General features: G+C 70.3%; 2 protein-coding genes (1 of these 2 cut by a window edge). Both read left to right on the top strand.

The annotated features are described in order from the left end of the window. Window positions 1–21,446, top strand: the 3' portion of a protein-coding gene (locus NWF22_RS03340; RefSeq protein ID WP_160900636.1) for a non-ribosomal peptide synthase/polyketide synthase. The gene continues 3,556 nt to the left of window position 1, outside the view; the window shows 21,446 of its 25,002 coding nt (coding positions 3,557–25,002); the start codon falls outside the window, past its left edge; it ends in the stop codon at window positions 21,444–21,446. Beyond that, window positions 21,443–21,670 (top strand): MbtH family protein, encoded by a 228-nt coding sequence (locus NWF22_RS03335; protein WP_160900637.1) that lies wholly within the window; start codon window positions 21,443–21,445, stop codon window positions 21,668–21,670. The genes NWF22_RS03340 and NWF22_RS03335 overlap by 4 nt, the downstream gene beginning before the upstream one ends.

Genomic DNA, 21,670 nt, shown 5'->3' with positions numbered 1-21,670 from the left:
CCGACGTGTTCACCGATATCGCCCGTCGGCATCCGGATCGTCCGGCGGTGTCCGACGACACGGCCGCCGCGCTGACCTACGCGGAACTCGACGCACGGTCCAATCGGCTCGCTCGCTGGCTGATCGCGCGTGGCGTGGCCACCGAATCACTGGTGGCGCTCGCAGTCGGACGATCCACCGAACTGCTGGTGGCGATGTGGGCGGTGGCCAAGACCGGCGCCGGGTACCTGCCGATCGATCCCGACTACCCGACCGAGCGCATCGAGCACATGCTCACCGACTCGCAGGTCCGCATCGGGCTCACCACCGAGCGGGTGCACGACCGGTTACCGGCCGGCCCGGACTGGACCACCGTCGAGGCGCTCGCCGCCGATGTCCTCGACGCCCTCGACCCGGCACCGCTGCGTGCCGACGAACTCCGCACCGCACAACATCTCGACGCCACCGCGTACGTCATCTACACCTCCGGATCCACCGGCGTGCCCAAGGGCGTGTCGGTCACCTATCGCGGCATCCACAACTTCGCCACCGCCGAGGTCGCCCGATTCGGCACCGACCCGTCGGCGCGGGTCCTGGGCTTCGCGTCCCCGAGTTTCGACGCCTCGATCCTCGAATGGCTCCTGGCCTCGGTCGCCGGCGCTGCGCTGGTCTATCGGCCCGACGGCGTGCTCGGTGGAGACATGTTGGCGGAGTTCATCACCGAGCAACGACTCACGCACGTCTTCCTGACGCCGACGGTGCTGTCGACCCTGGAGCCCGGGTCGGTGCCGGACCTGAAGGTGTTGATGTCCGGCGGTGAGGCGGTCTCGCAGACCCTGGTCGACCGATGGTCGGGCCGGCTGGACTTCTTCAATGCCTACGGCCCCACCGAGGCGTCCGTGGCGGTGGCCATGAGCCGTCCGCTGCGCGCCGGGCGGCCGGTGCACATCGGCGGTCCGATCGACGGCGTGGGTCTGATGGTGCTCGACGAACGGCTGCACCCGGTTCCGGTCGGGGTGGCCGGTGACCTGTACGCCGGCGGGGTGGCGCTCGCACGCGGCTACCTCGACCGGCGCGGCCTCACCGCCGAGCGGTTCGTGGCCGACCCCTACGGCGCGCCCGGCGCGCGGATGTACCGCACCGGCGACGTGGTCCGGTGGAGCCGCGAGGAATCCGGGGAGCTGGTCCTCGAATACGTCGGCCGCAGCGACGACCAGGTCAAGCTGCGCGGCCTGCGTATCGAACTCGGTGAGATCGAGGCGGTCCTGGCGTCGCATCCGGCGGTGTCGTCGGCGGTCGTGATCGGCGTGGGTGGTTCGGTGGCCTCGGCGCTGGCCGGCTACGTGGTCGCCGATCCGGCCGCGACGGACTCCGCCGTCGATGTCGCCGCGTTGCGCGATTTCGTCGCCGAACGTCTCCCGGCGCACATGGTGCCGGCCGGCATCCAGGTGCTCGACGCCCTCCCGCTCACGCCCGCCGGAAAGCTCGACAAACGAGCACTCCCGGACCTGCAGATCGACACCGGGACAGCAGAGTACGTCGCCCCCGGCTCCTCGGACGAGGAGCGGCTCGCCCAGGTCGTGGCCGGAGTGCTGGGCATCGACCGGGTCAGCGTCACCGATTCCTTCTTCGCGCTGGGCGGCGACTCGATCACCTCGATCCAGTTGTCGTCGGCCGCCCGAGCGGCCGGACTGTCGCTGTCGCCGCGCGACATCTTCGAACACAAGACGGTCCGCGCGATGGCCCAGGCGCTCGCCGAGGGCGGCGAACGACTGCCGCTGCTGGCCGACCCACACCACGGGGTCGGCGAGGTCGCGCTCTCCCCGGTCGTCTCATGGATGATCGAATCCTCTGACACCGCAGCCGACTTCGCCGACTTCTCGCAGGCGGTGGTGCTGATCGCGCCGGACGGCCTCACCGTCGATGGGCTGAGCAGTGTGCTGGGCGCCGTCGTCGATGCACATCCGATGCTCTCGGCGCGGCTCACCGACGCCGACGGACACTGGGCCTCGACAGCCGGCGTGGGATCGCGTCCGGTGGTGCGTAGCGTGTCCACCCCGGCACCCGCCGGTTCGGTGACGTTGAGCGAGGCGATCAGCGCGGCACACGCCGACGCCCTGGCCCGCCTCGACCCGTCGGCCGGCGTGCTGGTGTCCGCGGTCCTGGTGTCGGCTGCCGACACCGCCCGGGTGGTGCTCGCAATACATCACGTCGGCGTGGACGCCGTGTCCTGGCCGATCCTGATCGAGGACATCATCACCGTGTGGGGGCAACTCCAGGCGGGTGACGCCCCGCAGGTGCGGCCCGAGGTGACCTCGGCGCAGGCCTGGCAGGCCGCGATCGCCGCGCAGGCCGCCGACCGGACCGACGAGTTCGGCTACTGGTCGCAGCGGCTGGGTGCGCCGACCGGATTCGGTGCCGAATTCGACCGGGCCCGCGACCGGTTCGCGACGGTCGGATCGGTGCGCCACACCGTCGCCGCCGACGTCACCGAGGCGCTGGTCACCGTGGTGCCGGAGGCCTTCGGCGGTCACGTCAACGACGCGTTGCTGGCCGCGCTGGCCCGTGCCGTCCGATCCTGGCAGCACTCGGTGGGCATCGCCGACGACTCGCCGGTCGGGGTGCTGCTCGAAGGGCACGGCCGTTACGAGGAGCTCGTCGCCCGGGGCGCCGACCCGCGGCACGCCGACCTGTCCCGGACCGTCGGCTGGTTCACCACCATCGCGCCGATGACACTCGATCCGTCCGCCGATGCCGTGCACGCCGTCAAGGCGGCCAAGGAAGAGCGCCTCGGGCAACCCGACCACGGAGTGGGTTTCGGCCCGTTGCGGTTCGGCGGGGACGAACGCCTGGCCGGACGCGCCCTGCCGTCGATCGGTTTCAACTTCTTCGGCGCGGGCGGTCGCGGTGGCGCCGAGCAGGACCTGGTCGTCGGATTCATGGTCGATCCGGACGCGCCGGCACTGCCGGCCACGGTGTCGGGTGCGATGGCCGCGATGAACGTGCTCACGGTGAACGTGGGCACCCGGCAGAGGGCGGACGGTCGTGAACTGTCCGCGGATCTGCTGTACGTGGACGGCATCCTGTCCGCGGACGACGTCCACGGCATCGCCGAGCGGTGGTCGGCGGAACTCGCGGCGATCGTCGACGCCGTCGCCCACGGGGACATCGGGCCGTCGCCGTCGGATGTCGCGGGTACCGGTGTCACCCAGGCGGATCTGGACCGGATCACCGACCTGCACCCGCGTGCGGCGATCTGGCCGCTGTCGCCGTTGCAGAAGGGGCTGTATCTGCAGTCGGCACTCGCCGACGCCGCCGACGCGGTCGATGTCTACGTCAGTCAGGCGGTCCTGCGGCTCGGCGGCGAGGTCGACGAGGGCCGCCTGCGCAGCGCGGTGCAGGCGCTCGTCGCGCACCACCGGGTGCTGCGATCGGGTTATCTGCGCACCGACGGCGGGGCAGTGGTCGCGGTGATTCCCGAACACGTCGAGGTGCCTTGGCGCACCGTCGATCTGGGTGCGGTCGAGGACACCGAACGCCGCCGGCGGGTCGAGGACGAAACCGCGCGGGAACGCGTGGAGCCCTTTGATCTGGCGCATCCGCCGTTGCTGCGGGTGGTGCTGGTCCGCGACGACTCGGGTGTGAGTGTGGTGATCACCAATCATCACATCCTGTTCGACGGCTGGTCGGGTCCGCTGGTGTTGGCCGACCTGCTGGCGCTGTACGCCTCCGGCGCCACGTACACCGGTCAGATCGCCGGCGGCGACCGGGATTTCGCCGACCATCTGCACCGTCTCGCGGCGGCCGACGACGATGCCGGGCTCGCGGCCTGGCGCGAGGTGCTCGCGCCGGTCGAGGGGGCCACCCTCGTCGCGCCCGGCGTGGAGGCGACCCGGGAGTCGTTGCCCCGCAACCATGCCGTCGTCGTCGACGCCGAACTGACCGCCGCACTCGATCGGCTGGCCCGGTCGCAGGGTGCGACCATGGCCACGGTCCTGCAGTTCGCGTGGGCGCTGCTGGTGTCGCGCCTGACCGGCAACCGGGTCGTCACCTTCGGTGAGACGGTCTCGGGGCGTCCCGCCGACCTCGAGGGTGTCGAGGCGATGGTGGGCCTGTTCATCAACACCCTGCCCGCGGTGGTCGACGTGGACCCGGCGGCAACTGTCGCCGAGGTGTTGCAGGAACTGCAGGGCACCAAGATCAGCGTGCTCGACCACCAGCACCTGGGCCTTCCGGAGCTGACCGCGCTGACCGGCGTCGGGCGGCTCTTCGACACCCTGACGGTGCACGAGTCCTACCCGGTGGACACCGATTCGCTGTCCACCACCGACGCCGCGGCCTCCGGCGGTCTCGACATACTCGAGGCGCAGGTCAGCGACTCCACGCACTATCCGCTCAACATGATCACCGCGCCGATGGGTGAGCAGCTGTCGATCACCCTGAAGTACCTGCCGGATGCGTTCTCCGACGCGCAGGTCGCGGTGTTCGCGGACGCGATCGTGCAGATCCTGCGTGCCGCGGCCACCGCGCCGGCGACCCAGATCGCCGATGTCGAACTGTTGACCGCCGGCACCGGTGCCGCCATGGTCGATCGCTCGGTGGGTGCCGAGGTGACGGTGCCGGACGGCACGGTGGCCGATGCGGTGTGCGCGCAGATCGCGCGGACACCGGACGACGTCGCGCTGGTCTTCGACGACCGCTCCGTGACCTACGCCGAACTCGGCGCACGGACTGCGGTGCTGGCGCGCGAGCTGATCGCAATCGGCGTGGCACCCGGTGTGGCCGTGGGTGTCTCGATGGATCGCTCGGTGGAACTGGTGGTCGCGATCCACGCCGTGGTGGCTGCCGGCGGCCAGTACGTCCCGATCGATCCCGGCATGCCCGCCGACCGGGTGCAGTACATGATCGAGACCGCGGGTGTGGGCATCGTGCTCGCGGGCCCGGCGGGTGCTCCCGCGTCCGTCGCCGGTCTGGGCGCGGCGATCACCGTGGTCGAGGTGGACACCTCCGGTGCCGTCGACCTGTCGGTCGCACCGGTGACCGATGCGGACCGCCGGGCGCCGGTGCGTCTCGACGATGCGCTCTACACGCTGTTCACCTCCGGCTCCACCGGACGCCCCAAGGGGGTGACGGTCTCGCATCGCGCGGTGGGAAACCGGCTGTGGTGGGGGCTGGACGAGTACCCATGGACCACCGGGGACCGGGTGGTGCTCAAGACCCCGTTCACATTCGATGTCTCGGTGCCGGAGTTGTTCGCGCCGCTGATGGCCGGCGCGACGGTGATCATCGCCGGTGCAGGTGGCCACGCCGACCCGATGTACATCGCCGAGCTGATCGCGAAGCAACGCGCCACGTCGGTGCACTTCGTGCCGTCGATGCTCTCGGTGTTCCTGGATGTGGTACCGGCGGAGAAGATCTCGGCGTTGAGTTCGTTGCGCTGGCTGTTCTGTTCGGGTGAGGCGTTGCCGCCGTCGGTGGTGCGGCGCGCACACGAATTGCTGCCGCAGGTGCGGATCGTCAACCTCTTCGGTCCCACCGAGGCGGCCGTCGAGGTGGCCTACGTCGACGTCACCGACGCCACCGAGGTGGTACCCATCGGTGTGCCCGTCTGGAACACCTCGACACTCGTGCTCGACGCCCGCCTGCGGCCGGTGCCGCCGGGCATCCCGGGTGAGTTGTATCTGGGCGGCGTGCAGGTCGCGCGCGGGTATGCCGCACGGCCGGGGCTGACCGCCGAGCGGTTCGTCGCCGATCCATACGGTGCCGCAGGTGCTCGGCTGTATCGCACCGGCGACCTGGTCCGCTGGAACACCGAGGGCGCGATCGAGTATCTGGGCCGCACCGACTTCCAGGTGAAGCTGCGCGGTCAGCGCATCGAACTCGGCGAGATCGAATCGGTGGTCGCCGCGGCGCCCGGGGTGGTGCACGCCGCCTGCACGGTTGTCGAAACCCCCGGCGGGGGACAACATCTCGTCGCATATGTGGCGCCGTCGGCGGTCGACGAGACCGCGGCGCGGGCGGCCGTCGCCGAGGCGCTGCCGGAGTACATGCGTCCGTCGGTGTGGATGCTGCTCGACGACATCGCGCTCAACAGTGCGGGCAAGTTGGACCGTCGCGCCCTGCCGGCCCCGGTCTTCGAGGCCGACACCCATGTCGCGCCGGTGACCGATGCCGAACGGGCGGTCGCGGCGGTGATCACCGAGGTGCTCGGGCTCGATCGCGTCAGCGTCACCGACTCGTTCTTCGACGTGGGCGGCAACTCGTTGTCGGCCATGCGGGTCGCCGCCCGGGTAAGCGACGAGTTCGGCATCGACGTCTCGGTCCGTGACCTCTTCGACGCGCCGACCGTGCGCGCGCTGGCGGCGGCCGTCGCCGGGCGGGAGACCGGTCTAGCGCCACTGGTCGCCATCTCCCCGCGGCCCGCGCCGATCCCGTTGTCGTTCGCGCAGACCCGCATGTGGTTCATCAACCGCTTCGAGCCGGGTACGGCAACCTACAACATCCCTGCGGTGCTGCGTCTGGGCGGCCGCCTCGACATCGAGGCGCTGCGCACCGCCGTCGCGGACACGGTGGTCCGCCACGAGGTGCTGCGCACCACCTTCCCGGCCGTCGACGGCGTGCCGGTGCAGGTGATCAGTCCGGCCGACGACGTCGACGATCGCCTCGACTGGGCCGTGGTGGACACCGAGGCCGACCTCGAGGCTGCGATGACCGACGGCTTCGACGTGACACAGGACTGGCCGTTGCGGGTCCGGCTGCTGCGGGTGGCCGACGACGAGTACCTGCTCGCCGTCGTCGCCCACCACATCGCCGCCGACGGCGAATCGATGCTGCCGCTGGTCACCGATGTCGTATCGGCCTACGTCGCGCGGGCCGATGGGCACGCACCGCAGTTCGCCCCGCTGGCAGTGCAGTTCGCCGACTACGCCATCTGGCAGCACACCGTGCTCGGGTCGCCCGACGAGCCGGAGTCGGTGATCGGCCGGCAGCTGGCGTACTGGACCGGGAACCTCGCCGACGCACCGGATGTGCTGGACCTGCCCACCGATCGGGACCGCCCGGTCGTCGCCTCCCATGTCGGGGCGCGGGCCGAGTTCACGATCCCCGCCGCGCTCGGCGACCGGATCGGGGCCCTGGCCGCCGACCACGGTGTCACGCCGTTCATGGTGGTGCATGCCGGCCTGGCCACCCTGCTCGGCCGGCTCACCGCCGGCGACGACATCACCATCGCGACACCCATCGCCGGGCGCGGATCGGCGGCCCTCGACCCGCTCGTCGGCATGTTCGTCAACACGCTGATCCTGCGCACCCGGATCGACCCGTCGATGCCGTTCGCCGACCTGCTCGACGACGTCCGGGTGACCGATATGGACGCCTTCGCCCACGCCGACGTCCCGTTCGAGACGGTCGTCGAGGCGGTCAACCCCACCCGATCGGAAGCCTTCGCGCCGCTGGCTCAGGTGATGCTGTCCTTCGACCCGGCCGCCTCGGCAGAGAGTGCGGAGATCGACGTCGCCGGACTGTTCGTGCGGTCCATCGAACCGGCCTGGGTGCCGGCCCAACTCGACCTGTCGTTCACCGTCGGTTCGGCGCCCATCGGCGAGGACTGGTCGTGCTCCATCGTCTACGCCACCGACCTGTTCGATCGCGCGACGGTCGACACGCTGGCCCGTCGGTTCACCGACCTGCTCGACGATCTCGTCGCCGCCCCGGACGTGGCGGTGGGTGACGCGGCATTCGTCTCCGATGACGAACGCGGTCTCGTCCTGGAGTGGTCCACCGGCGAGGTCGTCGACGTGCCCACCGAACTGGTGCCCGACGCGGTCACCCGGCAGGCGCAGCGCACACCCGACGCCGCGGCGGTGGTGTTCGACGGCCGCGCCGTCTCGTACCGGGAATTCGCGGCCCGTGCAGCCCACCTCGCCCGCGAGCTGATCGCCGCGGGCGTGGGCCCTGGTGTGGCCGTGGCTGTCTCGCTCGATCGCTCGGTGGAACTGGTGGTTGCGGTCAACGCCGTGCTGGCGGCCGGTGCGCAGTACGTGCCGATCGATCCGGACACCCCGCGTGATCGGGTGGAGTACATGGTCGACACCGCGGAGGCGAGCGTCGTGCTCACCCACCCGGGTGGTGCGGCGACGGCGGCGACCATCGCGGGCCTGACGGTGATCGAGGTGGCGGCCACCGCGGACGCCGACCTGTCGGTGCACCCGGTGACCGACGCCGACCGGCGCGCACCCCTGCACGCCGATGACGCCGCCTACACGCTGTTCACGTCGGGATCGACCGGACGCCCGAAGGGGGTGACCGTGTCACACCGTGCGCTCGTGAACCGGCTGCGGTGGTGCGTCGACGAATTCGAGTGGCGACCCGGCGATCGGGTCGCACTCAAGACGCCGGTCACCTTCGACGTGTCGGTGCCGGAATTGTTCGGGCCGCTGATGGTCGGTGCCACCACCGTGGTGGCGCGGGCGGGCGGGCACATGGAGCCCGAGTACATCGCCGATCTGCTGGCCGCCGAACGTGCGACGTCGGTGCATTTCGTGCCGTCGATGCTGTCGGTGTTCCTCGATGTGGTGCCCGCCGACAAGCTCGCTCGCCTCGATGCGTTGCGATGGCTGCTGACCTCCGGTGAGGCACTACCGCAACCGCTGGCCACCCATGCCCACGAGGTGCTGCCGCAGACCCGGATCGTCAACCTCTACGGCCCCACCGAGGCCACCGTCGACGTCACCTCGGTCGACGTCACCGGCGCGGATGCGGTCACCATCGGTGTGCCGGTGTGGAACACGACGACGTACGTGCTCGATGCGCGGCTGCGCCCGGTGCCCCCCGGCGTGCCCGGCGAACTCTACCTCGGCGGCGTGCAGGTGGCGCGTGGCTACGCCGCACGCCCCGGCCTGAGCGCCGAGCGTTTCGTCGCGGACCCCTACGCCGAGTCCGGCGCCCGGATGTACCGGACCGGCGACCTGGTCCGCTGGACACGGCCCGAGTCCGGTCACGGCTCTGTCGCCGCCCGCGGTGAGATCGAGTACCTGGGACGCACGGACTTCCAGGTGAAGCTGCGCGGACAGCGCATCGAACTCGGTGAGATCGAGGCGGTCATCGCCTCGGCCCCCGGCGTGGTGCACGTGGCCTGCGCCGTCGCCGACGCGCCGACCGGCGGTCAGCACCTGGTGGCCTACGTCGCCCCCGGCACGGTCGACAGGACCGCGGTGGAGGCCGTCGTCGCCGACGCCCTGCCGGAGTACATGCGTCCGTCGGTGTGGATGCTGCTCGACGACATCGAATTGGGCAGCTCGGGCAAACTGAACCGTAAAGCGCTGCCCGCGCCGGTCGTCGAGGCCGGTGAGTACGTGGCGCCGTCGACCGACGAGGAGTCGGCGGTCGCCGGCATCGTCGCCGACGTATTGGGCCTCGAGCGGGTCGGCGTGACCGAGTCCTTCTTCGACATCGGCGGCAACTCGTTGTCGGCGATGCGGGTGGCCGCCCGCGCGGCCGATGAACTCCGCGTCGACGTATCGGTGCGGGACCTGTTCGATGCCCCGACGGTGCGCGACCTGGTCGCCGCGGTCGCCGGACGCATCCAGACGGTGACACCGCTGGTGGCCGCGCCGCGCCCCGACCGGCTCCCGCTGTCCATGGCGCAGGCCCGGATGTGGTTCATCAACCGCTTCGACCCCGCGTCGGCGGCCTACAACATCCCGATGGCCTTGCAGCTCACCGGCGATCTCGATCTCGACGTCCTGGCCGCCGCGGTCGGCGACGTGGTCGAGCGCCACGAGGTGCTGCGCACGCTCTACCCGATCGACGCCGACGGGCCCTACCAGCAGATCCTCGACGCGCCCTCGGCGCGGACCAGAATCGACTGGGCGGTCGTCGACGACTCCGCCGAACTCGCCGCGTCGGCCGCGCGCGGATTCGACGTCACCGTCGACCTGCCGATCCGTGGGCGCGTGCGGCGCTCCGCTGACGACACCGTCGACGTGGTGCTCACCGTCCACCACATCGCCTTCGACGGTTCGTCGACGGCGGTGTTCGTTCGAGACCTGATGAGCGCCTACCTCGCTCGCGTCGATGACACGGCGCCGAGGGCCCCGGCGCCGGCGGTGCAGTACGCCGACTATGCGCTGTGGCAGCGCGCGACCCTCGGCGACGCCGATGACCCGACCAGCCGCCTGACCGAACAACTCGGCTATTGGCGGGAGCATCTGCGCGCGCTGCCCTCGGTGACCGACCTGCCGATGGACCGGCCCCGGCCCGCGGTGATGGACAGTGTCGCCGGCGTGGTGTCGGTGGAGGTCGCCGACGGGCTGGCCGGACGCCTCGACGACTTCGCCCGCGCTCAGCGTGTCACCCCGTTCATGGCATCCCATGCCGCACTGGCGATCCTGATCTCTCGGCTGGCGTCGACCAGCGACGTGGTGATCGGCACACCGATCGCCGGTCGGACCGACGCCGCGCTCGGCGATCTGGTGGGCATGTTCGTCAACACGCTGGTGTTGCGGACGGAGGTGGACCCGGCGTTCTCCGTTGCCGACGTGATCGCCCGTGTCCGTGCCGAGGACCTCGAGGCCTTCGCCCACGCGGACGTGCAGTTCGAGGAACTCATCGAGGAACTCGCCCCCACCCGCTCGACGGCCTTCCCGCCGCTGGCGCAGATCGCGTTCAGCCACGTCGACGGCGATGCCGGGATGACGGCGCTGCACGCGGCCGGCCTGGTGGCGAAGCCGCTCGAGCTGCCCGACCAGACCGCGAAATTCGAACTGTCGGTGGGTGTCTCGGACCGAACCGACTCCGCGCCGATGACGGTCGACTTCATCTATGCGCGGTCGATCTTCGACGAGTCGACCATCCGCGGCATGGTCGGGTCCTGGCTGCGGGTGATCGAGGCGATGGTGACCGACGCGTCGGTCCCCGTGGGCGACATCGACCTGCTCGGTGACGACGAGCGAGCGGCGCTGACCCCGGTGTCGGGCGGCACGCCCGATACCCCGCCGATGGTGTTGCGCGACATCCTCGCCGACGCCGTCGCGCTGCACCCCGACAACATCGCGGTGCGCGATCCGCGCGGTCACGCGCTCACCTATGCCGAGCTCGATGTGCGGTCGAATCAGCTCGCGCGTTGGCTGATCGAGCGCGGGGCGGGCCCGGAGACGCTGGTGGCGGTGGCCATCGAGCGGTCGGTCGAGTTGCTGATCGTGATCTGGGCGGCCGCGAAGACCGGGGCGGGCTACCTGCCGATCGACCCGGACTATCCCGCCGACCGGATCGCCCACATGCTCACCGACTCAGGGGCGGAGATCGGGCTGACCACCACCGCACGGCGGTCGGCGCTCGGCGAGAGCGTCGACTGGTATTGCCTCGACGCCGGCGACATCACCGACGCGGTGGCAGCCCACGCCTCGACGGCACTGGCTCCGGCGGAGAGCAACGGCACTCCGACGATCGACAACATCGCCTATGTGATCTACACCTCCGGCTCGACCGGCACGCCCAAGGGTGTCCAGGTCACCAGCCGCGGGCTCGTCGCCTACGCCCACGCCGAGTCGCGTCAGTTCGACGTCACCCCGGATTCGGTGGTGCTGGGCTATGCCTCACCGAGTTTCGACGCGTCGATCCTCGAATGGCTGCTGCCGCTGTGGTCGGGCGCGACGCTGGTCTATCGCCCGGCCGATGTCGTCGGTGGTGAGCCGCTGGCGCAATTCATCCGCGAGCAGCACATCACCCACCTGTTCCTGACGCCGTCGGTGTTGGCCACGCTCGACCCGGACGCCGTGCCCGAACTGCGTTCGGTGGCCTCGGGCGGCGAGGCGGTGCCGCAGGCCATGCTGGACCGGTGGGGCGCCCGCCACGGATTCTTCAATGCCTACGGACCCACCGAGACGACCGTTGCGGTGAGCCTCAGCGCAGCCCTGACGCCCGGGCAGCCGATCACCATCGGGCGGCCCATCCACGGCGTCGGCATGCTCGTGCTGGACTCGCGCCTGAACGTGGTACCGGTCGGCGTCACCGGCGAACTGTACATCGCCGGCGGTGCACTGGCCCGCGGCTATGTCCGACGGCCCGGACTGACGGCCGAGCGGTTCGTCGCCGACCCGTTCGGACGCAACGGCGAACGGCTCTATCGGACCGGCGATCTGGTGCGCTGGCGCCCCGGCGACGCCGGCGAGCTCACCCTCGAATATGTCGGCCGCAGTGACGATCAGGTCAAGCTGCGCGGTTTGCGTATCGAGTTGGGCGAGATCGAGGCGGTGCTCGCGCAGCATCCCGCCGTGGAGTCGGCGGTGGTCGTCGGCGTGGGCGGTTCGGTCGCCTCCGCACTGGCCGGCTACGTCGTCCTCCGCGACGCCGTCGACACCCAGGAACTGCGCACCTTCGTCGGACAGGCCCTGCCCTCGCACATGGTGCCGGCGAGTATCGCCGTCCTCGACGCCTTGCCGCTGACACCGGTGGGCAAGCTCGACAAGCGGGCGCTGCCCGAACCGGTCATCGAAACCGCAAGCGAGTACGTCGCACCGGAGACCGAGGCGCAGGAGTCGGTCGCGCGGGTCTTCGCCGAGGTTCTCGGTGTCGATCGGGTCGGTGCCACCGACAGCTTCTTCGAGGTCGGCGGCAACTCGCTGTCGGCCACCCGCGTGGCCGCCCGGGTCGCCGACGTGTTCGGCGTCGACGTCTCGGTGCGTGACGTGTTCGAGGCGCCGACGGTACGGGCACTGGCCGCCGCGGTCGCGGGCCGGGAGGCCGGGCTCGCGCCGGTCACCGCGGTGTCACCCCGGCCGGATCGGATTCCGGTCTCGTTCGCACAACAGCGGATGTGGTTCATCAACCAGTTCGATCCGTCGGCGTCCACCTACAACGTGCCGTTGCTGCTCCGGTTGACCGGCGCCCTCGACGTCGGCGCACTGCGCTCGGCGTTGGTGGATGTGGTGGTGCGTCACGAGGTGCTGCGCACCACGTTCCCGTCGGTCGACGGTGTGCCCGTGCAGGCGATCGCGCCGTCCGATGCCGTCGAGTCGACCCTGGACTGGGCCGAAGTGGACTCGGCCGCCGAACTCGAGGCCGCGGTGACCGCCGGATTCGAGGTGACCACGCAATGGCCGCTGCGGGCGCGGCTGCTGCGGGTCGCCGACGACGAGTTCGTCTTCGCGATCGTCGCCCACCACATCGCCGCCGACGGCGAGTCGATGGCGCCGCTGGTCGGCGACCTGATGGCCGCCTACGCGGCACGCGTCACCGGTGCCGCACCGTCGTTCGCGCCGTTGGAGGTGCAGTTCGCCGACGTCGCGTTGTGGCAGCATCGCGAACTCGGTTCGGTCGGTGACGCGAATTCGCCGGTCGGGCAGCAACTGTCATATTGGGTCGACAAGCTCGACGGGCTGCCCGACGTCCTCGAACTGCCCGCCGACCGGCCACGACCGGTGGTCGCTTCCCAGCGCGGTGCGCACGTGTCGTTCGAGGTCCCCGCCGACGTGGTCGACGCCATCTCGGCCGTCGCCGCAGACCGGGGTGTGACCCCGTTCATGGTCGTGCACGCCGGGCTCACCGTGCTGCTCGCGCGGCTGTCGGCGACCTCGGACATCGCCGTCGGCACACCCATCGCAGGACGGGGGCAGCGTGCCCTCGATGCCCTCGTCGGCATGTTCGTCAACACTCTGGTCCTGCGTGCCGAGATCGACCCGGGCATGAGGTTCGAGCACCTGATGGATCAGGTGCGCGCCACCGACCTCGAGGCCTTCGCGCACGCCGATCTGCCGTTCGAGACCCTCGTCGAGCAACTGGATCCGGTGCGCTCGGAGGCGTTCGCACCGCTGACGCAGATCCTGCTGACCTTCCATCAGTCCACGCTGCCGGAGTTCGCCACCGCGCTCGGCGACGCATTCACCGGCACGGGCGACATCGCGGGATTGTCCATCGCACCGGTCGAGGCACCCGAGACGCCCGCCAAGGTCGACCTCACCGTCGCCATCGCCGGCGGCACGCAGGGGCAGGCGTGGCCGGCGCAGATCGTCTATGCCACCGACCTGTTCGACGCCGACACCGTACGTGCCATGGCGCAGCGGTTCGTCCGGGTGCTGGCCGCGTGCGTGGCCGACCCGCAGGTGCGCGTGGGCGACGTCGACCTGCTCGCCGACGACGAGTTGACCGCTCTCGCCGCACTTCCGGCGCCGGTGACCGACACCGTCAACACCGACCGCACCCTGCTGGACCTGTTCGCGGCCACCGTTGCCACTCATGGAACGCGCACCGCGGTGACCGCCGACGGCATGTCGCTCTCCTACGCCGATCTCGATCACCGTTCGGATGCGGTGGCGGCGGCACTGGCCGCGCGGGGGGTCCGGCCCGGTGATCTCGTCGGCATCGCCACCGCACGATCGGTCGATCTCGCGGTGTCGATCCTCGCCGTGCTCAAGGCGGGTGCCGGATATCTGCCGCTGGACACCACGAACCCGGTGGACCGGTTGGCGTTCATCGTGTCCGACGCGTCGGTGGGCGTGGTGATCACCGATGCGGCGACCTCGGGGCACGAGTTGTTCGCGGGGTTACCCGACGGGGTGGTTGCCGTCGACGTCGACGAACTCGCCCGCATCGGGAGCGAACTCGCGGCGCCGGCACCGGCTGTGCTGCCGTCATCGCGGGCCTACGTCATCTACACCTCCGGCTCGACCGGCCTGCCCAAGGGCGTCGAGATCACCCACCGCGACGTCATCACTCTGATGGACACGGCGGCCGGCGACTTCGATTTCCGGTCCACCGACGTGTGGACGATGTTCCACTCCTACGCCTTCGACTTCTCGGTGTGGGAGCTGTGGGGACCGTTCCTGTCGGGTGCACACCTCGTCATCGTCGACCGCGCGCTGGCGCGCGACCCGGACGCGTTCGTCGACCTGCTCGCCGCCGAGGAGGTCACGGTCCTCAACCAGACGCCGTCGGCGTTCTATCAGCTCATCGACGCCCGCCGGCGCAACCCCGTCGATCTGCCGTTGCGCTACATCGTCTTCGGTGGTGAGGCGCTGGGCTTCGAACAGGTGCGGCGCTGGTTCGACGACCATCCGGCCGAGACCGCCGAACTGGTCAACATGTACGGCATCACCGAGACCACCGTGCACGTCAGCTATCGCCCGCTGGATCGCGACCTTGTCGCCGCCGGTGACGCCTCCCTCATCGGGCGGCCCTTGCATTCGCTGGCGATCCACATCCTCGACGAACGACTGCATCCGGTGCCGCCGGGCGTCGTCGGCGAGATGTATGTCACCGGTGGCCAATTGGCGCAGGGCTATCTCGGTCGGCCGGGGCTGTCGTCGACCCGATTCGTCGCCGACCCGTTCGACCCGAACGGTGCCCGGATGTACCGGACGGGCGACCTCGCCCGCCGTGTCGGCGACGACATCGAGTACCTCGGCCGAGGTGACGCGCAGGTCCAGTTGCGCGGGTTCCGCATCGAGTACGGCGAGATCGAGGCCGCGCTGCTCGGCGTCGAAGGGATCACCGCGGGCGCCGCCAACGTGGTCGAGCTGCCGGGGCGTGGTGAGCAGCTCATCGGCTACGTCGTCGCCGAACCGGGAACAGAGGTCGATGCAGCGCAGGTGCGTGACGCGGTTGCCCGCGCGGTGCCCGGCTACATGGTGCCGAGCATCATCGTGGGAGTCGCGACGCTGCCGCTGACCGCCAACGGCAAACTCGACCGCCGGGCCTTGCCGGTGCCCGAACTCGACGGTGCCGGCGACGATTACGTGGCGCCGGAGACCTCGGCCGAGGAGACCCTGGCCCGAGTGGTGGCCGGGGTGCTCGGTGTCGACCGGGTCAGCGTGACCGAGTCGTTCTTCTCGCTCGGCGGCGACTCGATCCTCGCGATCCAGCTGTCCTCGGCCGCACGTGGCGCCGGGTTCCCGGTGTCCCCGCGAGACATCTTCGAACACAAGACGGTTCGGGCCATGGCGCATGCGGTGTCCGCGGGCGGCGACCGGCTGCCGGTGCTGCCCGAACCGGCGGGCGCGGATGTCACGATCCCGCCGGTCGCCGGCTGGATGCTCGAACTCTCGCAGACCGGTGCGGACTTCGCCGACTTCTCGCAGTCGATGGTGCTCGTCGCACCCGACGATCTCGACCGGCCCACCCTGACATCGGTGCTCGATGCGGTGGTCGGTGCTCACCCGATCCTGTCGGCGAGGTTGCGGCACATCGACGGCCGGTGGACATACGAACTCGGCGACGGAGCAGGATGTGTCGTGCACGAGGCCACCACCGCGGCCGCGATCGGATCGGCGGATTTCGAGGAGGCAGTGCGGTCCGCGCACGCCGATGCGCTCGGCCGCCTCGACCCGGCCGCCGGGGTGATCATGTCCGCGGTTCTCGTCGTCGGCGACGGCGGCGCACGGGTGGTCCTCGCGATCCATCACCTCGGAGTGGACGCGGTGTCGTGGCCGATCCTCATCGAGGACATCATCACCGCCTGGGGGCGTCTGCAGGGCGGCGACGAACCGACTGTGCGTCCCGAGGTCACCTCGGCACGGGCCTGGCATGCGGCGCTGGCCGTACAGGCCGACGAGCGCCGTGACGAGATCGGTCACTGGCTGGCTCGCGTGGACCGTGCGCCGACCGACTTCGGCGTGCCCTTCGACGGGCAGCGGGACATCTTCGCCACCGTCGACTCGTTGCGGGTCCGGGTGGACCGGGCGGTCACCGAGGAACTGCTGACCACGGTCGTCGACGCGTACTCCGGCCACGTCAACGATGCGTTGGTCGCCGCGCTCGCCCGGGCGGTGCGATCGTGGCAGCGCGATCGCGGGATCGCCGACGACGCACCGGTCACGGTGCTCGCCGAAGGCCACGGTCGCTACGAGGAAGTGGTGGCCCACGGGACCGACCCGCACACCGCGGATCTGTCCCGGACGGCCGGATGGTTCACCACACTCGTGCCGATGGCCCTCGACCCGGCCGACGACGTGGTGCACGCGGTCAAGGCGGCCAAGGAGGAACGCCTGACCCCACCGGACCGCGGGATCGGCTTCGGCCTGTTGCGGTTCGCCGGGTCGAGTCTCGACGGCGACGACCGCCTCGCCGGTACCGCACTGCCGTCGATCGGTTTCAACTTCTTCGGCACCGGTACCCGCGCGTCCGGCGACGACGTCGTGGTGCCGTTCACGGCCGACCCGGCGGCGCCGGTGCTGCCGGCCACGGTGTCGGGTGCGATGACCGCGATGAACACGCTGACGGTGAATGTCGGCACGCTGTCGGATCAGGACGGTCGCGAGCTGTCGGCCGATTTCCTGTTCGTGCGCGGCGTGCTGACCGACACCGATGCCGCCGACATCGCGTCGCGGTGGCAGGCGGAACTGGCGGCGATCGTGGAGGCGCTGTCGGTCATCGGCGATCCGGGGCTCTCGCCGTCGGACGTGCCGGGCACCGAGGTGTCCCAGGCCGACCTCGACACCCTGGCCGAACGCTTCGGCGGGGCCGACATCTGGCCATTGTCGCCGCTGCAGCAGGGGCTGTATTTCGAGGCCGAACTCGCCGCCGGCCTCGGCGATACCGCCACGGCCGCGCCGGTGGATGTCTATGTGGTGCAGTCGGTCCTCGAGCTGGGCGGCACCGTCGACATCGATCGTCTGCACGGTGCCGCGCAAGCCCTGTTCGCCCACCACCGCGCGCTGCGCTCGGGTTTCGTCCGCACCGGTAGCGGTGCGGTGGTGACCGTGGTGCCGTCGTCGGTCGAGGTGCCCTGGGAGGTCGTCGACGTCGGTGACGGAACCGATGCCGCGGTGGCCGAGCGCGTGGCGCAGGTCGCCGAGGCACAGCGACGTGCACCCTTCGATCTCGAACGGCCCCCGCTGATGCGGTTCGCCGTCGTCCGGCACGGCGAGCGGGCTCATCTCGTGGTGACCAACCATCACATCCTGATCGACGGCTGGTCGGGCCCGCTGGTACTGGCCGACCTGCTGGCGCTCTATGCCAACGGCGACACTTACACCGGTCAGATCGGCTCGGGCGACGGTGATTTCGAGGACTACCTGCGGTACCTCGCCGCGACCGACCACGCCGCCGGGCGGCAGGCGTGGCGTGAGGTGCTCGCGCCGGTGGAGGCGCCCACGCTGGTGGCCCCGGGGGCCGAGGCAACCGCCGATGCGCTGCCACAGGATCTCTCGGTCATCCTCGATGCCGAGACGACCGCCGGCATCGAGGCCGTCGCCCGGGCCGAAGGCGCGACGGTCGCAACGGTGTTGCAGTTCGCCTGGGCGGTGCTGTTGTCGCGGCTGACCGGCAACAGGGTGGTCACCTTCGCCGAGACGGTCTCCGGCCGGCCGGCGGACCTCGAGGGCGTTGAATCGATGGTGGGCCTGTTCATCAACACCCTGCCCGCCGTGGTGGATGTGGACCCGGATGCATCCATCGCGACCGTCCTGGGCCGTCTGCAGCAGAGCAAGGTGGCGGTGCTCGACCATCAGCACCTGTCGCTGGCGGAGCTGACCGGGCTCGCCGGTGGCAATGGTGTCGGCGGCCCGCTGTTCGACACCCTGACGGTGCACGAGTCCTATCCGGTGGACACCGATTCGCTGTCCACCACGGACGCCTCGCTCACCGGTGGGCTGGAGATCCTGGACTTCACCGGCTCCGACGCCACCCACTACCCGCTGAACATGTCGACATCTCCCGTTGCGGGCGAACGACTTTCGCTGACGGTGAAGTATCTGCCGGAGGCCTTCGACGCCACGCAGGTCGGGGTCTTCGTCGATGCGCTGCGGCAGATCCTGCGCACGGTGTCGACGGCTCCGGACACCCTGACCGCCGACATCGGTCTGCTCGGTGCGGCCGGATCCGCGGCGCTCACCACGGTGTCCGGCGGGTCGGGCACCCCGCCGCGGCTGCTGGCCGACATGTTCGACGACGCCGCGACCCGGCATCCCGACCGGGTGGCGGTGGTCGACGGCAATGGTGCCGCACTGACGTACGCCGAACTCGATGCGCGGTCGAATCGCCTGGCGCGGTGGCTCATCGCCCGGGGAATCGGTACCGAGTCGCTGGTCGCCCTGGCGATCGGACGGTCGGTCGAGTTGCTGACCGCGATCTGGGCGGTCACCAAGACCGGTGGCGGATACGTGCCGATCGACCCCGACTACCCGGCCGAACGCGTCGCGAACATGATCGAGGATTCCGGTGCGATCCTCGGGTTGACCGTCCGAAGCGGGCACCTGCCGGGTGCGGAATTCGACTGGGTGCATCTCGACGACGACTCGACCGCCGCAGCGATCGCCGACCTGTCCGATGCGGTGGTCACCGCGGACGACATCCTGCGTCCGGTGCGGACGCAGAACGTCGCGTACGTGATCTACACGTCGGGTTCCACGGGGCGGCCCAAGGGCGTGTCGGTCACCCACGCCGGACTGGCGAACTTCGCCGAACAGGAGAGCGCGCGACAGTCCGTCGATGACGGCCCCGTGGTGCTCGGCTTCGCGTCGCCGAGTTTCGACGCGTCGGTGCTGGAGTACCTGCTGGCGACCGTCAACGGCGGCACGCTCGCGTATCGGCCGTCCGAAGCGGTGGGCGGCCACGCACTGCAGGAATTCATGCAGCGGCACCGGGTGACCCACATGTTCCTCACCCCGACGGTGCTGTCGACGCTCGACCCGGCCGCGCTGCCGGATCTGGCCGCGCTGATGGCCGGTGGAGAAGCAGTGCCGCCGTCGCTGGTCGACGCGTGGGCGCCGCATGTGGCCATCCACAACCTGTACGGGCCCACCGAGACCACCATCGGCATCTCGCTGGGCGCGCCGATGCGCGCCGGGGAACCGGTGCGCCTGGGCGGTCCCTTGGCCGGGGTCACGCTGCTCGTCCTGGACGGCCGATTGCGGCCGGTGCCGGTCGGCGTGCCCGGCGAGCTCTACGCGGCCGGCGATGCGCTGTCGCGCGGGTACCTCGACAGGCCCGGACTGACCGCCGAACGCTTCGTGGTCAATCCCTTCGGTGCCGACGGGGAGCGAATGTACCGGACCGGTGACGTGGTGCGCTGGCGTCGCGGCCGCGACGGTGAGCTGGTGCTGGAGTACGCCGGACGCTCCGACGACCAGGTGAAGCTGCGCGGACTGCGTATCGAACTCGGCGAGATCGAGGCGGTGCTGGCCGAGCATCCCGCGGTGGAGTCGGCTGTGGTCATCGGCGTCGGTGGCTCGGTGGCGAACGCGCTGGCCGGCTACATCGTCGCCGACGGTGCCGGCGACCGTGAGGTCGACGTGACCGAGGTCCGCGAGTTCGTCGGCCGACGCCTGCCGTCGCATATGGTGCCCGCGAGCATCATGGTGCTCGACGCGCTTCCGCTGACCCCGGTCGGCAAGCTCGACAAACGTGCGCTGCCGGCGGCGGTGATCGAGGCGAGTGGCGACGAATACGTCGCGCTACAGACCGATGCCGAAGCCGTCGTGGCTGCTGCGTTCGCCGAGGTCCTCGACCTCGAGCAGGTCGGTGTCACCCAGAGCTTCTTCGAACTCGGCGGCAACTCGCTGTCGGCGACCCGAGTGCTCGGTGCGCTGCGCGAGCAAGGCTACGAGGTGGAGTTGGCGTGGCTGTTCAACGATCCCACCGCCCGCGGACTCGCTGCGCGCATCGAGGGTGGTGCGGGTTCCGGCGAGGTGTTGATCACGTTGAACGCACAGGGCACACAACCGCCGCTGTTCTGTATCCACCCGGCCGGTGGGCTGGCGTGGTTCTACGGCGGGTTCGTGCCCTACCTCGGCGATCGCCCGGTCTACGGCCTGCAGGACCCGCACGTGGTCGCCGGTGAACCCAGTGCACGTTCGGTGGAGGAGATGGCCCGGCGGTATCTCGCCGAGATCCGTCGCGTGTCGCCGCAGGGCCCGTACCACCTGCTCGGCTGGTCGTTGGGCGGATACGTCGCGTACTCGATCGCCACGGCGTTGCGGGCCGAGGGGGAGGAGGTCGCCTTCCTCGGCGTCATGGACTCCTCACCGATCCCGCCGCAACCCGGCGAGGGTTCGGAGCCGGCAACGGCCGGTGTCGAGTTGGGCGGCGACTACGTCGGTGACTTCCTGGGCGGTTGGCGCGACCTGTTCGATCTCGACGACAGCGTTCATGCGGACAGCGCCGACGAGGTCGCCGAGATCATCCGCGAACAGATCGCCTCGATGGGTCTGTTGAGCTTCGATCAGGTGCAAGGCGTCATGGACAGTTTCGCGATCGGTGAATCGCTCGTCGAACAGTTCCGGCCGGCGCCGTACGACGGTTCCTTGCTGGTCTTCACCGCCACTCGTGACAAGGCCGACCCGGCGGCCGTCGCGAACGGCTGGCGTCCGCACGTGGCGGGTGCCGTCGCGAACGTGAACGTCGACGCCGACCATCTCGGCCTCGCCAACCCCGATGCGCTCGAGGTCATCGGACCGGAACTGGACCGGTGGCTTCGCGACGCCGGCGACAGCACGCACAACCCCATCCACACATCACCGGAGGAACACCCATGACGAATCCATTCGACGACGACAACGGCCGCTTCTACGTCCTGGTCAACGACGAGAACCAGCATTCGCTGTGGCCGACCTTCGCCGAGATCCCGGCCGGCTGGACCACGGTCTTCGGTGAGGACAGCCGTGCCGCGTGCCTGGGCTACGTGGAGAAGAACTGGACCGATCTGCGTCCGCAGAGCCTGATCGAGGCCATGGAAGCCGACCAGGCCGGGTCTTCCTGA

This window comes from Gordonia mangrovi (assembly GCF_024734075.1).
GTDB classification, from domain to species: Bacteria; Actinomycetota; Actinomycetes; order Mycobacteriales; family Mycobacteriaceae; genus Gordonia; species Gordonia mangrovi.
Note: the sequence above shows the minus strand (reverse complement) of the source record. Positions and strands in the feature narration are given on the sequence as shown.

Bases quoted from the DNA above. Each gene is read 5' to 3' on its own strand.
- NWF22_RS03335 (WP_160900637.1), top strand. From the start codon at position 21,443: ATGACGAATCCATTCGACGACGACAACGGCCGCTTCTACGTCCTGGTC.